17 protein-coding genes are annotated in these 14,512 nt (G+C 37.2%); all 17 read left to right on the forward strand.

Annotation, left to right across the window (positions count from 1 at the left end; genetic code table 11):
• The first annotated feature begins 133 nt into the window (after window positions 1-133).
• The 17 genes from pstC (at window position 134) to ACFQZ9_RS18185 (ending at window position 14,349) form a co-directional block, all read left to right on the forward strand.
• The gene (gene pstC / locus ACFQZ9_RS18105) at window positions 134-1,054 is read left to right on the forward strand and encodes a phosphate ABC transporter permease subunit PstC (protein WP_133334539.1); all 921 of its coding nucleotides are present in this window, start codon (window positions 134-136) and stop codon (window positions 1,052-1,054) included.
• Window positions 1,054-1,941, forward strand: a complete 888-nt coding sequence (pstA, locus tag ACFQZ9_RS18110) for a phosphate ABC transporter permease PstA (RefSeq protein ID WP_133334540.1) — start codon at window positions 1,054-1,056, stop codon at window positions 1,939-1,941. Before pstC ends, pstA begins: the two co-directional genes overlap by 1 nt.
• A 30-nt stretch (window positions 1,942-1,971) precedes the next feature.
• Complete coding sequence (gene pstB, locus ACFQZ9_RS18115; protein ID WP_498945185.1) at window positions 1,972-2,790, forward strand: phosphate ABC transporter ATP-binding protein PstB; 819 nt, start codon at window positions 1,972-1,974, stop codon at window positions 2,788-2,790.
• Between the two features lie 10 nt (window positions 2,791-2,800).
• Entirely contained in the window at window positions 2,801-3,574 is a 774-nt protein-coding gene (gene pstB, locus ACFQZ9_RS18120; RefSeq protein ID WP_498944811.1) for a phosphate ABC transporter ATP-binding protein PstB, read from the forward strand.
• Window positions 3,575-3,587: 13 nt separating this feature from the next.
• On the forward strand, window positions 3,588-4,247 hold the full coding sequence (gene phoU / locus ACFQZ9_RS18125; RefSeq protein ID WP_198309197.1) for a phosphate signaling complex protein PhoU: 660 nt from the start codon (window positions 3,588-3,590) through the stop codon (window positions 4,245-4,247).
• A 312-nt stretch (window positions 4,248-4,559) separates the two neighbouring features.
• Window positions 4,560-5,240: a DUF4912 domain-containing protein gene (locus tag ACFQZ9_RS18130; protein ID WP_198309196.1), complete on the forward strand. Its 681-nt coding sequence runs from the start codon at window positions 4,560-4,562 to the stop codon at window positions 5,238-5,240.
• Window positions 5,233-6,474 carry a glycosyltransferase family 4 protein gene (locus tag ACFQZ9_RS18135; RefSeq protein ID WP_498944812.1) on the forward strand — a complete coding sequence of 414 codons (1,242 nt, stop codon included), beginning with the start codon at window positions 5,233-5,235 and terminating at the stop codon, window positions 6,472-6,474. Before ACFQZ9_RS18130 ends, ACFQZ9_RS18135 begins: the two co-directional genes overlap by 8 nt.
• Window positions 6,475-6,512: 38 nt before the next feature.
• Window positions 6,513-7,145, forward strand: coding sequence for a hypothetical protein (locus ACFQZ9_RS18140; RefSeq protein WP_498944813.1), 633 nt, complete (start codon window positions 6,513-6,515; stop codon window positions 7,143-7,145).
• A gap of 55 nt (window positions 7,146-7,200) precedes the next feature.
• Entirely contained in the window at window positions 7,201-7,350 is a 150-nt protein-coding gene (rpmG, locus tag ACFQZ9_RS18145; RefSeq protein ID WP_015594975.1) for a 50S ribosomal protein L33, read from the forward strand.
• A 57-nt stretch (window positions 7,351-7,407) separates the two neighbouring features.
• A complete protein-coding gene (locus tag ACFQZ9_RS18150) occupies window positions 7,408-7,974 on the forward strand; it encodes a 5-formyltetrahydrofolate cyclo-ligase (RefSeq protein ID WP_498944814.1) in 567 nt (188 codons plus the stop codon).
• Complete coding sequence (locus tag ACFQZ9_RS18155; protein WP_498944815.1) at window positions 7,971-8,759, forward strand: DUF92 domain-containing protein; 789 nt, start codon at window positions 7,971-7,973, stop codon at window positions 8,757-8,759. Before ACFQZ9_RS18150 ends, ACFQZ9_RS18155 begins: the two co-directional genes overlap by 4 nt.
• Window positions 8,760-8,786: 27 nt before the next feature.
• Window positions 8,787-9,740 (forward strand): L-lactate dehydrogenase, encoded by a 954-nt coding sequence (locus ACFQZ9_RS18160; protein ID WP_198309192.1) that lies wholly within the window; start codon window positions 8,787-8,789, stop codon window positions 9,738-9,740.
• Between the two features lie 101 nt (window positions 9,741-9,841).
• Window positions 9,842-10,036 (forward strand): protein YqgO, encoded by a 195-nt coding sequence (yqgO, locus tag ACFQZ9_RS18165; protein ID WP_026572457.1) that lies wholly within the window; start codon window positions 9,842-9,844, stop codon window positions 10,034-10,036.
• Between the two features lie 161 nt (window positions 10,037-10,197).
• Window positions 10,198-11,739 (forward strand): rhomboid family intramembrane serine protease, encoded by a 1,542-nt coding sequence (locus ACFQZ9_RS18170; RefSeq protein ID WP_498944816.1) that lies wholly within the window; start codon window positions 10,198-10,200, stop codon window positions 11,737-11,739.
• 135 nt (window positions 11,740-11,874) lie between these two features.
• Window positions 11,875-12,081 (forward strand): YqgQ family protein, encoded by a 207-nt coding sequence (locus ACFQZ9_RS18175; RefSeq protein ID WP_198309190.1) that lies wholly within the window; start codon window positions 11,875-11,877, stop codon window positions 12,079-12,081.
• Window positions 12,082-12,090: 9 nt separating this feature from the next.
• Entirely contained in the window at window positions 12,091-13,065 is a 975-nt protein-coding gene (locus tag ACFQZ9_RS18180) for an ROK family glucokinase (protein ID WP_498944817.1), read from the forward strand.
• Between the two features lie 93 nt (window positions 13,066-13,158).
• Window positions 13,159-14,349, forward strand: coding sequence for a M14 family metallopeptidase (locus ACFQZ9_RS18185; protein ID WP_498944818.1), 1,191 nt, complete (start codon window positions 13,159-13,161; stop codon window positions 14,347-14,349).
• Window positions 14,350-14,512: the final 163 nt, after the last annotated feature.

Genomic DNA, 14,512 nt, shown 5'->3' on the forward strand with positions numbered 1-14,512 from the left:
TACTTTACCTATCCTTTACATTGAATTCAAATTAGATTAACACTTTGACGTTAATATGTAACAAGTAAGGCAAACAGTAAATGTATCAGGGGGTACCCTGTTAAAACGTAAGATAGGGGTGTTTTACTTTTATATGGAAAAAGTGATTCCAGCAAAAGATAGATTATTAAAATCACAAAAGAATTGGATGAACGGGGAAGTAAGAGGAAAGATCATTGTTTTTATATGTGCGATTATCATGATATCAGCAACGATTGCGATTACAATTTTTCTAGGGCAAAAAGGATTGCAATCTTTTATCAAAGATGGTGTAAATCTTTTTGATTTCGTAACCGGTAAGATTTGGAATCCTACCGACCCAGCAAAGCCGCTGTACGGAGCACTTCCATTTATTTTGGGATCTTTCGCAGTAACGTTTCTTTCGGCACTTATTGCTGCACCATTAGGAATTGGCGGAGCCATTTTTATGACTGAAATTGCACCATCTTGGGGAAGAAAAATACTACAACCCGTAATAGAACTTTTAGTAGGTATTCCTTCTGTTGTTTATGGATTCATTGGACTTACAGTATTGGTACCATTTATAAGAGGACATGTTGGTGGACTCGGGTTTAGTTTACTTTCAGGAATGATTGTGCTTTCGATTATGATCTTACCGACTGTAACAACAATTGCTACAGATGCTATGAGTTCTCTTCCGAATAATCTTCGAGAAGGATCATATGCGCTAGGTGCAACTCGTTGGCAAACCATTCGAAAAGTGTTAATTCCGGCAGCCTTGCCAAATTTATTGACAGCAGTTGTTCTAGGGATGTCTAGAGCATTTGGAGAAGCGTTAGCCGTACAAATGGTTATTGGAAATGTGAAAACCATGCCTCACAGTCTTTTAGATGCATCAGCCACATTAACAACGATTATTACTTTAAATATGGGCAACACGACGTTTGGAAGCCCTGAAAATAATGTTTTATGGTCTTTGGGGTTAATTTTATTAATAATGTCATTCGCTTTTATTCTTTTGATTCGCTACCTTTCATCTAGGAGGAAGATTTAATGAATTCGAGAGTAGCCGATCGGATCGCAACAGGTGTTTTTGTTCTGATTGCCGTCATTATCATTGCAGTTTTAGTGGGTTTATTTGGTTTTATTTTATTTCACGGTTTGCAGCATGTTTCTTTCAAGTTTCTAACCACCCCATCAAGTAATATGATGGCGGGCGGAGGAATTCGCGATCAATTATTTAATTCATTTTATGTCCTGTTTATTACGATGTTAATTACTATTCCTCTAGGCGTTGGCGGCGGGATTTATATGGCTGAATACGCTAAACCGGGGAAAGTGACAAATTTTATTCGCTCTTGTATCGAGGTTTTGGCTTCCATGCCTTCGATTGTAATTGGGATGTTCGGTCTATTAATGTTTGTTACCTTAACAGGTTGGGGCTACACCATTTTAGGGGGAGCACTTGCACTTACTGTTTTTAACTTACCTGTAATGGTAAGGGTTAGTGAAGATGCGATTCGTACGGTTCCACGGGAGTTAAAGGAAGCGAGCCTTGCACTTGGAATCACTCATTGGCATACGATTAAGACGGTTTTATTGCCAAGTGCCTTTCCGGTTATTTTGACGGGTGCAATCCTTGCTTCAGGTCGTGTCTTTGGTGAGGCAGCAGCTTTATTGTTCACAGCTGGATTATCAACACCAAGATTAGATTATACGGATTGGAATCCTTTTTCTGATGTGTCACCATTGAATATCTTCCGTCCTGCTGAAACTTTGGCAGTTCATATTTGGTCGGTTAATACCCAAGGGTTAATTCCGGATGTTAAAGACGTTTCAAACGGTTCAGCAGCTGTTTTAGTACTTTCTGTTTTAATTTTCAACCTGCTTGCCAGATGGATTGGCAGTCTAATTCATAAAAAGATTACTGCTACTAAATAAAGAAAAAGGTGAGATTGGATGGTTACAGCCATGAAAGAAAGAGAAACAGTAGAAACTGCAGCAAACCAAGAAGATTATATTACTCCAATACCAAAAGAAAACATACTAAAGGTAGATAATCTTGAAATTTTTTACGGTGAAAAACGTGCAGTGAACGGTATTTCAATGGATATTGAAAAAAACTCGGTTACAGCACTAATAGGTCCTTCAGGGTGCGGAAAGTCTACATTTTTACGCAGTATTAATAGAATGAATGACCTTATCCCAGGAGCGCGGGCAGAAGGGAAAATTAATTATGAAGGTCTCAATATTTTATCGGATCAAATCAATGTAGTTGCATTGAGAAAAGAAATTGGAATGGTTTTTCAAAAGCCAAATCCATTTCCAAAATCAATCTACGAAAATATTACCCATGCACTAAAGTTTAGTGGAATAAGAAAGAAAAGTCAGCTCGACGAGATCGTAGAGGAGAGCCTACAAAAAGCAGCTCTATGGGATGAAGTGAAAGACAGACTTCACAAATCAGCTCTTTCTCTTTCAGGTGGACAGCAGCAGCGTCTTTGCATTGCACGGACGATTGCCATGAAGCCAACGGTTATGCTTTTGGACGAACCTTCTTCTGCGCTTGACCCAATTTCGAATGCAAAGGTAGAGGACTTGATTGTTGAATTGAAAAAAGATTACTCCATAATCATTGTAACCCATAATATGCAGCAGGCATCACGGATTTCCGATAAAACAGCCTTCTTTTTAAGTGGTGACTTAATCGAGTACGATGCAACAGAAAAGATTTTTACTAATCCTTCAGTACAAAAGACAGAGGAATATATTTCAGGAAGGTTTGGCTAAGGAGGATATTATGACTACAATAACAGTTCACAGACAAGCTTTTCAAATAAATGATTTAAACTTGTGGTACGGAGATCACCACGCACTAAAGAGCATAAACTTTCCGATTAACAAAAAAGAAGTAACGGCGATTATTGGTCCTTCAGGATGCGGGAAATCAACGTTTATTAAGACCTTAAACTTAATGATTAACTATGTACCAAATGTAAAAATGACTGGGGAAATTAATTATAATGACCAAAATATCTTAAATGAAAAAACGGACCTTGTAGACCTGAGAAAAAATGTTGGAATGGTTTTTCAAAAAGGTAATGTTTTTCCTCAATCGATTTTTGATAACGTAGCATATGGACCTAGAATCCATGGAGTTAAACGAAAAGTACATCTAGAAGAAATTGTCACAAAAGCATTAATGGATGTAGCGTTATGGGATGAAGTAAAGGACCGTCTACATGCACCTGCACTTGGTCTTTCAGGAGGACAGCAGCAAAGGTTATGCATTGCCAGAGCACTTGCAACAAAACCCGATGTATTACTTATGGATGAGCCAACATCTGCACTAGATCCAATCTCTACTCTAAAAATCGAAGAATTAATACTAGAGTTAAAAGAAAAGTATACAATAGTGATTGTAACTCACAATATGCAGCAAGCTTCACGAGTATCAGATAAAACAGCTTTCTTTTTAATGGGGGAATTGATTGAGCTGGATGAAACCTCCAAAATTTTTTCAAAGCCGTCAGATGAACGCACAGAGGGCTATATTACAGGAAGATTCGGATGATAGAGGTGATCAAATGAGTACAAGATCAAATTTTGACAATGAATTATTGGAATTAAAAAAATTATTATTGAACATGGCTCAGAAGGCTGAAAATGCCATCAAAGAAGCTATGGAAGCACTCATCCATCAAGACCTTGAAAAAGCAAACCAAGTCATTGAATTTGATAATGTCATTGATGATTTGGAACAGGATATCAATAATAAAGCGATTATCCTAATTGCAAAAGAATCTCCGGTAGCAACTGATTTAAGAAGGATTATTGTCGCTTTAAAAATATCCTCAGAAGTGGAACGTGTGGGTGACCAAGCTGTAAATATTGCTAAATCAGCATTGCATATTGGCAGTGAAAAACATATCAAAGAAATTGTCGATATTCCCAAAATGATGGATATGGCCTTGGAAATGCTTGCTGAGTCGTTAAATGCTTTTATTTCCGAAGATACTGAACTTGCAACCCAATGCGCTGCAAAAGATGACCAAGTCGATGAAATGTATGGAAAATTGGTTAAAGAGCTTTTAGCATATATCCCTCAATATCCGAATCAAACGAACCAAATTACTCAGCTGGCGTTTGTTTGCCGGTATATCGAAAGACTTGGAGACCATTCAACGAATATTGCCGAGAATGTAATATTCCTTGTAACAGGAAAACGTTATAATTTGAATGCATAAAAACAATAAAAAATTACCAAAGATGAGGTCATAAATATTCCCTCATCTTTTTTATTTTCACTTAAAGAAAATTTGTCGAAACTTTTTGTTCAGATTTGGAAGGAAAATGTCGATTTCTTATTGATAGAAGGTGTTTGTTTTCAAAAATAAATTTTTTCCAAGCCTTAAATAACTATGTCATAAGGAATAGCAAGATACGACAAAATGCGTTTATTGTGCCTTTTCCGTTCAAGTGATACGATAAAATTATTAAAAATATGAATAATTTGGAATTTTAAGCATAAAATGATTGTTTACCATTAGGAGGACATTATGATTGATGAAATAATAAAACTACGAGAGGAAGGATTATCGTTTAGAAAAATCGCCTCAGAACTAGACACAACGGTAGGAAGAGTCCAATATCGCTGGAATAAATGGATTAATAATAATGAAAGAAATACGAACGATGAACCGGATATGCAAAACAATAAGGAAAATCAATCCTCTGCAAGTGGGTCTCCTTCGGCCTTTGTTCCCGTAAAGGGTGAGTTGACAGCAAGGCTTGTTACACCACAGAAAATGATCCTATTCTGGGAAGTTTCCGAATTACCTCGAAATGTAATTCAACTCTTCTTTGATCAGCCATTTGATGATTTCGTATCTGTTGTTCGGATTTACGATGTAACAGACATGATCTTTAATGGCAGCAATGCACATCATTTCTATGAGATAGCCGTACCGTACCAAAATGCTCATTGGTATGTTAAAGGGTTACTTTCTAATCGTCATTATATTACTGAACTTGGTGTCAAACTTAGCACAGGATTTTTTCCGCTGATTCGCTCCAATACCATTCAAACTCCATCAATGGAGACAGAAAGCGGTTATCAAATAAGTGATAACCTAAACCAGCTTCAAAAAATAGAGACACAAACTCCAAAATGGATTGATCATGTAAGTACTTATACTTACTATGCACAAACAGAAAACTTGGAGGAGAACAATGGATAAAAAAATACGCATGCCGGCTGATTTGGAGCGGGTATCTACGATTCATTGCCCATTAAACATTTTGATGTTAAGTTGGGAGTACCCTCCTCATGTAGTGGGCGGGCTTTCTAGACATGTATATGGATTATCTGTTCATCTTGCTGAATTAGGTCATGAGGTTCATGTTGTTTCATTGCTAAGAAATGACTTGCCTTCTTATGAAAAAATAAATGGTGTTCATGTACATCGCGTTAAGCCATTAAACGAACAGGATGAAGATTTTCTATCATGGATCGGCGGACTTAACCTAGCGATGGCGTATAAAGTGGAAAAATTGGCTGATGAATACAGCTTCAGTATTATTCATGCTCATGATTGGCTCGTAGGTACCGCTGCCATTGCCTTAAAGGATTCGTTATCGATTCCATTACTAGCTACCATTCATGCTACAGAATATGGAAGAAATAATGGGATTTATACTGAAATGCAGAAGTTTATTCATAGCAAAGAGCAGCAGCTTGTAACCGAGGCTGACCAAGTTATTGTATGCAGCGATTATATGGTTGAGGAAGTAACCTCTATTTTCGATGCGGCTTCTGAAAAATTAGCGATTATACCAAATGGGGTAGATTTGTTAAACAATAGGGAAGAAGAATCTGTTGAACTTTCCCCTAATCTCCAAGATAAAAAATATATCTTTTCAATGGGAAGAATAGTGAAGGAAAAGGGATTCGAAACGATAATCGAGGCGGCAGCCATTGCAAAGGAGCTAAAGCTTGAATACTCCTTTGTAATTGCCGGAAAAGGCCCGATGCTTGATACCTATCGTAGGCTGATTCAAGAAAAACATTTAGAAGACAAGATCACGTTTATTGGCTTTGTATCCGAGCAGCAACGCAATACTTTCATTCAAAATTGTGAAATGGTCGTTGTTCCAAGCTTGTATGAACCTTTTGGAATTGTTGCACTTGAATCAATGGCTCTTGGAAAGCCAACAATTGTTTCAAAAACAGGCGGTTTAAAAGGGATTGTGAAGCATTTGCAAACGGGGATGGTAATGACTCCTGGAGATGCCAAAAGCTTATTGGAACAAATTTTATTTATTTACAAAAATCCTGAAAAGGCAGCAGAGATGGCGAAAGAAGGTCAGCTGGTGATGAAAAGCTTGTATAGCTGGAAACGCGTTGCATTGGAGACAAGCAGAATAATCGAAGATACATTATTAACCCAATTAGTAGACGCAACAGAGTGCTAAGTAAATACCCTATAGGGCAAAAAGGTGGTGTTAATCCGATGAGTTTAATGGAGCCGATAGAGATTGTTCCAACCTCCCTTAATCATTTCGTTATCGAGCAGCTGCAGCTAATTCCGGGGATTTGGGTAAATGGTAAAGTTTATTGGATGCAAAATTGTACGGAAAAGGTAATTTACGATGAAGAGTTGGTAATTAAAATAAAACTTGAGCATATCCATTCGAAAATTTCCTTCGCAAAAATCTACATTAGTAATCACAGCAAAACAACAAAAGAAATCAAAGTTTTAGTTTTGCATCATAATCCGAATTTAACGGGGGAGAATTTTACGTTTATCTCACCTGTGGAGAATCGTATTTTTCATCTTGCCAATGAAAAGCTAATCCTCGTAAATGGAAAATACAATGGTTCTGAAATGAAAGAATGTACCGTTCATTCGTCATGGAATATTTTTACTGATAAACTATGGAGTAATTTAAATAAAGGCAGCTTAGTGTACCAGCCTATGGCAAAGGGTCCGGCTGCAAGTATCTTTACGATGAAAATGTCCATAGGGGCTCGTGATACCAATAAAATCAGTACTTGGGCAATTAATGGAAGTAGTAAAAATGAACTCCTAAACATGGAATGTGCACTTTTAAAAAATACACTAGCATTTCCTTTCGAAAAATGATATTATAGAAAAGTCGTATGAACGAACTAGCTTATTGGTTTGGAGGGAAATCAACATGCGTGTAAATATTACGCTAGCTTGCACTGAGTGTGGAGACCGTAACTATATTTCAACAAAAAATAAACGTAATAACCCAGATCGTCTTGAGCTTAAGAAATATTGCCCAAGAGAAAAACGTACAACCGCACACCGCGAAACAAAATAAGCAGTAGGAGCTTCCTGCTGCTTTTTTTGTTGTCCAAAAATAAGGAGGAATCCAATAATGAACGATAAAAAATCCCTTCGAAAACAAATGATGGAAACATTATCGCAAGTTTCAAAACCTATGTATGAAGACCTCTCTTATAAAATTGCCAATCGGCTATTTGACGACCAAGATTTTAAAAATGCCAATATAATCGGAATCACCCTTTCTAAGGTGCCAGAAGTAGATACCTATCAAATTATTAGAAAGGCTTGGGAGTTGGGCAAACAAGTAGCTGTTCCGAAGTGTCTTCCAAACGAAAAACTTCTATCATTCCGAATCTTGACTGAATTTTCCCAGCTTGAATCGGTATATTATGGTTTATTTGAACCAAAAGAGGAACTGACCAAAGAGGTTAGACCGGGCTTAATTGATTTATTAATTGTACCGGGTTTAGCCTATACAAAAGAAGGATATCGAATTGGTTTTGGTGGAGGGTATTATGATCGATTCTTATCAAATTATAGCGGCAAAACTTCCTCACTTGCTTTCGATATGCAAGTAGTTCCTGATTTTAGCATTGAGGAACATGATTTACCTGTTTCAAAAATTATTACGAACCATGAGGTTATTATCACCAAATGATAGAAAAGTGGATTATTTTTGTCATTATCATTGCTGCTGGATTACTCGCCTACCTCGTTAAAGCACTTACTAAATCTGGGGCACTAGCCGCCATATTTGTTGGGGCGGCAGTCATGCTCGGTTTTAATTTAAAGGGTCTTTTTCTACTTGGAATTTTCTTTGTTTCTTCAAGTATATGGTCTGAATACAAGAAATCCGTAAAGAAAACCATGGAAGAAAAATTAGCAAAAGGGGCAACAAGGGATTGGAGGCAGGTTGCTGCTAATGGCGGGGCTGCAGCTCTTTTCAGTCTAATTAACTTCCTTCAACCTAACGTCATTTGGCTGATTGCTTTTGCTGTTTCACTTGCAAGTGCTAATTCAGATACATGGGCATCGGAAATTGGGTCATTAAGTAAAAAAAATCCGCTTTTTATTCGAACATTTAAGCCAGTGGAAAGAGGGACCTCGGGTGCGATTAGTTTTTTGGGAACGAGTGCTGCATTGGCAGGTGCGCTGTTAATCGCTCTTTTTAGTTTATGGCTTTTTCATTTACATATTTTTCTTGCCTTCCTTATTTTTCTATTCGGTTTTTTGGGTAATGTGATTGATACATTATTTGGGGCTTTTTATCAACAATTATACATGTGCAGTCAGTGCGGGATTGAGACGGAAAGACGAATTCATTGTCAAAAGGCAACTTTACGGATAAAAGGTATTAGCTATATTGATAATGACATGGTTAACTTTTTATCGGGTTTTATTGCAGCTTTATTGGCATTGAGTATAGTGTTTTTAGTGGTGTAAAAATTATTTTTTAAAGGTGGGTTTGAAATGGTTAATCGAGTGAATCGGGTTGCGCTTATAGGAACAGGTTTTGTTGGTTCAAGTTATGCTTTTGCTCTTTTAAATCAAGGGATAACAGAAGAGCTTGTCCTGATTGATTTAAATAAGGAAAAAGCTGAGGGTGATGCTATGGATTTAAATCACGGCCTGCCTTTCGCCCCTTCACATACAAAAATTTGGTATGGAAGCTATAAAGATTGTGATCAAGCTGATCTTGTAGTCATTACCGCTGGGGCTAATCAAAAACCTGGTGAAACAAGACTGGATCTTGTTGAGAAAAACACAAAGATTTTTAAAGGCATTGTCCATGAGATTATGTCTTGCGGTTTCGATGGGATTATTCTTGTTGCAACAAATCCTGTAGATATCTTAACTTATGCTGTTTGGAAATTTTCCGGTCTCCCGAAGGAAAGGGTTATTGGTTCAGGCACAATTCTCGATACCGCTAGATTCCGGTATTTATTAGGCGATTATTTTAGTGTGGATGCCCGTAACGTACACGCTTATATTATTGGAGAACATGGTGATACGGAATTACCTGTCTGGAGTCATGCCGATATCGCGGGTATCTCCATTTCAGAATGGACAAAAAATAAAGAAGGCTACACAAAAGATGCCCTTAATCAAATCTTTTTAAATGTTCGGGATGCTGCCTACCAGATCATCGAACGAAAAGGAGCAACCTTTTACGGAATTGCTATGGGACTTGTAAGGTTAACCAAAGCGATACTACAAAATGAAAATTCTGTCCTAACCGTTTCAACTTATCTCGATGGGGAATATGGGCATAGAGATCTATATATCGGGGTTCCTGCAGTGGTTAACCGTAATGGTATTCGAGAAGTTGTAGAGTTGGACTTAAGTGAGGAAGAAGAGAATAAATTTTCTAATTCAGTCGCTGTTTTAAAGAAAACAATGGGGCCGGTGTTAAATAACATTTAACCTTATGGGTTTATATTCTCCATAATTTCAGTCCATGATTATTGGTAACAATGGATAAAACTTATATTTATTACACAGAATAGATGTAGGAGGGATTTATTATGTCTCGTGTTATTACATCTATTTTTTTAATTGGTTCTATCGGGTATTTTGGATTTCGTTATCGATATCGGCTTATTAATTTATTGCTGGCATCCGGCTGGCTACGCCGCCTTGCGGTAGGTTCCATTATGAGTTTCCCGGGAGTAAAAAATAAAATGCTGCAAACTGTTTTTGGAGGACCATCTGAAAGGTGAAAACCGCAGATGGTTTTTTATTTGTCCTGTAGAATCCATAATAAAATTGCCGGAAATGAGGCCGTTTAGGCATTGATTTGAATGGAATTCGGTTATAATGAAACCATCCAATAATTATTAATTATATATAGCTATTACTTAGATAGAAAGTGGGAGGAGTATTGAATAGAGAGGAATTCATCTTTTGGCGCTTAGCTCATTTCTTTATTACAGAACAAGGTTATCGCATCATTCAATTATTTGATAATCAAAAAGAGCTATGGCTCGAAAAATTAGAAAATAAGAAAGCACCTATAGTACGCTTATTCAATCAAGACCTTAATTGGAGTAATTCGATGCAAAGGGATATTGAATTTACCGCAGCGAATGGAGAGAATATCCGTAAACAGCTTCGTCGAGGTGATTTGAATATGACGAATATTTATGTCAGTTCCTATCCACCAGTAGATGAATATGAATATCGTCTCGAGAAGCCTTATTTTTATCCGGAGGGAAATAAAACCGCAATTGTCTCTATTTTATTTGCAAATGAAAATTATGAAACAGGCTTTCAAACTCTTTCACATTTACTAGAGAAGCAAGTATTCTTCGATATTAATGAATCTTATTCGGAAGAAACCATCCATGCTTTAAAAAAATCAACACTTGAGTCTGCTTTAAATCAGGCAGAAGCGGAAAAAGCCGTTTTTGAAAATGGTAGGCCGTTATTTACCTATTTATTCATGATTGTTCAAATTCTCGTCTTTTTTTGGCTGGAAATGCACGGAGGGAGTACCAACAATTCCACATTGATTAAGTATGGGGCCAAATTTAATCCTCTTATCTATGAAGGTCAGTGGTGGCGTTTTATTACACCAATTTTCCTTCATATTGGTTTTTTACATCTAGCCATGAATACACTTGCATTATATTATTTAGGAGTTGCCGTTGAAAGATTATATGGTAATCTACGATTCCTTTTTATTTACTTGTTCGCTGGTATTGCTGGGGTTATTGCCAGTTTTATTTTTAGTTCAAATCTATCAGCAGGAGCCAGCGGCGCCATTTATGGATGTTTCGGGGCATTGCTTTATTTTGGAATGATACAGCCGAAGCTTTTTTTCAGAACAATCGGCATCAATTTAATTGTCGTTCTGGGAATCAATCTTGTTTTTAGTTTTACAGCTTCGGGTATCGATAGTGCAGGTCACTTGGGCGGCTTAGCAGGAGGATTTCTTGCAGCCGGAGTGGTTTACCTTCCAAAGCAGAAAAAAGTATTCCTCCAAGCAGTATTTTTCCTATTGGCTGCTGCTATTATTTGGGGGTCCTTATCTTATGGTTATAGTACCGGCGCAAGGACAAGAGATGAAAGCTCCAGTTTAGCCCTTGCCCAGGAATATATTAAGCAGGATAAAAATGATCAGGCTTATCAGGTATTAAGGGAAACAGAAAAAAAATTAAAGAGCCCTTCGGCAAATGTTTATTTTCTTCTATCCTATACGGAAATTAAAAAGGGAATGCTTTCGAAGGCAAAAATTCATTTACAAAAAGCGATCCAATTGTACCCTGATTTTGAAGAAGCCTATTATAATCTTGCGCTGATTAATATTGAGGAAGGGGACTTTAAGGAAGCGAAGGTAAATGCAGAAAAGGCCGTTAAGTTAAATCCAGACCGCAAGGATTACTCTGATTTAGTTCGAAAAATTAACCAACATCTTCAATAATCTATTGTCCGGAATGATTCGGATTTTACAATTGCCGTTACAAAAATATTTCCTTGAGGCGGGAATTGGCATAAGGTATACTTTTTTTGTACGATTCATTGTATCTCCAATTTATAGAATTTTAAGGGGCAGAAAATGAAAACAGTTTACGAGATTCAGCAATTTTTAAAACAATTTGGAACGATTATTTATATTGGTGATCGAGTGGCCGATATGGAACTGATGGAAACTGAATTAAAAGAACTTTATCAATCTCAATTAATTGAACCAAAGGAATACCAAACAGCGTTATTGATCCTAAGACAAGAGATTCAATTTCAAAAAGAAAAAAGTCGAAGATAGGTGAATAAATTGCAAGATAAATGGATTGTAGGCGTGGATCTTGGCGGCACAACGACAAAATTAGCATTTCTGACTACTAGTGGAGAAATCCTTCAAAAGTGGGAAATACCAACTGATAATTCAGATGAAGGCCGAAATATTACCGGTAATATTGCCAAGGCGATTAATGAAAAATTAGCAAGCCTCGGTGAAAATAAAAATAGATTAATTGGAATTGGAATGGGTGCCCCAGGCCCGGTTGACTATGAAAATGGAGTAATCTTGAATGTTGTTAATTTAGGATGGAAAGAGAACTATCCGCTTAAGGAACAACTAGAAGTAACGACCGATCTTCCTGCTGCAATTGAAAATGATGCGAATTGTGCAGCGCTAGGTGAAATGTGGAAAGGTGCAGGAGGTGGAGCAAAAGATTTGGTTTGTGTCACGCTTGGTACCGGTGTTGGCGGTGGAGTCATTATAGGCGGGAATATTGTCCAAGGTGCAAATGGTGCTGCAGGGGAAATCGGGCATATAACGGCTGTTCCAAATGGCGGTGCACCTTGTAATTGCGGGAAAACCGGTTGTCTTGAAACGGTTGCTTCAGCAACGGGAATTGTCCGGTTAGCAACGAAAGAAATTTTAAAAGGCGATTTAAAAGGTGAATTAGCTGAGAAACAGGCTGCAAACGGTAAAATAAATGCAAAGGATGTTTTTGACGCTGCAAGAAATGGAGACCAGATGGCTGTAAAAGTATTAGACGAGGTAACATTTCATTTAGGTCTTGTTTTAGCGAATATCGGAAATACCCTGAATCCGCAAAAAATTGTTATAGGCGGTGGTGTTTCAAAAGCTGGTGATATCCTATTAAACTCTGTGAAACAACAATTTAATCAATTTGCATTTTCTTCTGTAAAAGAATCAACAGAGCTCGCATTAGCAACATTAGGAAATGATGCAGGTGTCATTGGTGCAGCATGGCTGATTAAAAATAAATTAAATTTATAAATCATAGGAAACCTGCCATCGCAGGTTTTTTGTTTTTAAAATTCATCTTTTTCTTTTCTTTTCATATGATTTTTATGATGGGAGGGAGAAAAAATGGAGGTCCTGTTTCGATCTGAAGACTCCTTATGGTATTATAGCAGGCTATTTATGGTACCGCTAAATGTGATTGAGGACTCAAATCGTGATATAAATCCGAAGAATATAGAAACCTCAAAGAAAATAATCATTCCGGGGTATGAAGCAGTCCCATACAGAATTAAAAACGGGGATACGTTAGCCGGAATAGCAACTTCAAAGAATGTTTCACCAGATGCCATACTTTTACTTAATCAAACACAAAAACCTGATCAATTGCTCCCAAATGAAACCATCCTACTACCTGAAAGAGTCACAATGCCTTTTTTAAGCACCATGAAGCCATGTTGTTCTGCAATCCTTTACGATGCTATCACCTCACTTAAAAGGGTTTACCCTTTTATCAAAGTGTCAATCATAGGGAAAAGTGTCTTAGGAAACCCAATCCATGAAATCAGAATTGGGAAAGGAACAAAAAAAGTTCATATGAATGCATCCTTTCACGCAAATGAATGGATCACTACCTTGATTTTGATGGATTTGTTAAATCATTATTTACTTTCGATCACAAATGGAATGATCTTTAGGGAAGTTTCTTCTTTACAATTGTACCAAAGTGTAGAGCTTTCTATTGTACCCATGGTTAATCCGGATGGGGTTGACCTTGTTATAAATGGGCCGCCTGAATCGGTTCGCAAGAAAGTGATAAAAATTAATAATGACAGCGATGATTTCGTTCACTGGAAAGCGAATATTCGCGGGGTGGATTTAAATAATCAATATCCAGCAAAATGGGAGATTGAAAAAGATCGGAAGCTGCCGAAGCTGCCGGCTTCAAGAGACTTTCCCGGGAATGCTCCGTTAACTGAACCTGAAGCGATTGCCATGGCTAAATTAGCGAAGAGTACTCTATTTGACTGTGTTGTCGCTTTTCATACCCAGGGAGAAGAATTTTATTGGGGATATGAGGGTTTGGAACCACCTGAAGCTGAGAAGATTGCAAAAGAAATGGAACGATTAAGCGGGTATAAAGCCATTCAGTATGTTGACAGTCATGCAGGGTATAAGGATTGGTATATTCAAGAATTTAAACGTCCTGGCTTTACGATTGAGCTGGGAAGGGGGATTAATCCGCTTCCTCTTTCAAAATATAAAGATATATACTCGCGGGCAGAGGCGATTTTTTTAGCTGCGCTGCTTCATTCATAATTTAAAAAACACGCCTTGTAAAATTAAAAAATTCTCATTAAAATAATCGGTAATGGTTCTTTTTATTCACTTTGGAAAGCCGTTAAAAACGGCTTTTTCATTTTTCTTGGGATTGAAACATTCTTTTTATATGAACGTCTTAAATTATATATAGAATTTTTAA

The sequence above is a fragment of the Neobacillus sp. GCM10027624 genome, from assembly GCF_042675345.1.
Taxonomy (GTDB): Bacteria; Bacillota; Bacilli; order Bacillales; family Cytobacillaceae; genus Neobacillus; species Neobacillus cucumis_D.

Bases quoted from the DNA above. Each gene is read 5' to 3' on its own strand.
- pstC (WP_133334539.1), top strand. From the start codon at position 134: ATGGAAAAAGTGATTCCAGCAAAAGATAGATTATTAAAATCACAAAAG.
- pstA (WP_133334540.1), top strand. From the start codon at position 1,054: ATGAATTCGAGAGTAGCCGATCGGATCGCAACAGGTGTTTTTGTTCTG.
- pstB (WP_498945185.1), top strand. From the start codon at position 1,972: ATGAAAGAAAGAGAAACAGTAGAAACTGCAGCAAACCAAGAAGATTAT.
- pstB (WP_498944811.1), top strand. From the start codon at position 2,801: ATGACTACAATAACAGTTCACAGACAAGCTTTTCAAATAAATGATTTA.
- phoU (WP_198309197.1), top strand. From the start codon at position 3,588: ATGAGTACAAGATCAAATTTTGACAATGAATTATTGGAATTAAAAAAA.
- ACFQZ9_RS18130 (WP_198309196.1), top strand. From the start codon at position 4,560: ATGATTGATGAAATAATAAAACTACGAGAGGAAGGATTATCGTTTAGA.
- ACFQZ9_RS18135 (WP_498944812.1), top strand. From the start codon at position 5,233: ATGGATAAAAAAATACGCATGCCGGCTGATTTGGAGCGGGTATCTACG.
- ACFQZ9_RS18140 (WP_498944813.1), top strand. From the start codon at position 6,513: ATGAGTTTAATGGAGCCGATAGAGATTGTTCCAACCTCCCTTAATCAT.
- rpmG (WP_015594975.1), top strand. From the start codon at position 7,201: ATGCGTGTAAATATTACGCTAGCTTGCACTGAGTGTGGAGACCGTAAC.
- ACFQZ9_RS18150 (WP_498944814.1), top strand. From the start codon at position 7,408: ATGAACGATAAAAAATCCCTTCGAAAACAAATGATGGAAACATTATCG.
- ACFQZ9_RS18155 (WP_498944815.1), top strand. From the start codon at position 7,971: ATGATAGAAAAGTGGATTATTTTTGTCATTATCATTGCTGCTGGATTA.
- ACFQZ9_RS18160 (WP_198309192.1), top strand. From the start codon at position 8,787: ATGGTTAATCGAGTGAATCGGGTTGCGCTTATAGGAACAGGTTTTGTT.
- yqgO (WP_026572457.1), top strand. From the start codon at position 9,842: ATGTCTCGTGTTATTACATCTATTTTTTTAATTGGTTCTATCGGGTAT.
- ACFQZ9_RS18175 (WP_198309190.1), top strand. From the start codon at position 11,875: ATGAAAACAGTTTACGAGATTCAGCAATTTTTAAAACAATTTGGAACG.
- ACFQZ9_RS18185 (WP_498944818.1), top strand. From the start codon at position 13,159: ATGGAGGTCCTGTTTCGATCTGAAGACTCCTTATGGTATTATAGCAGG.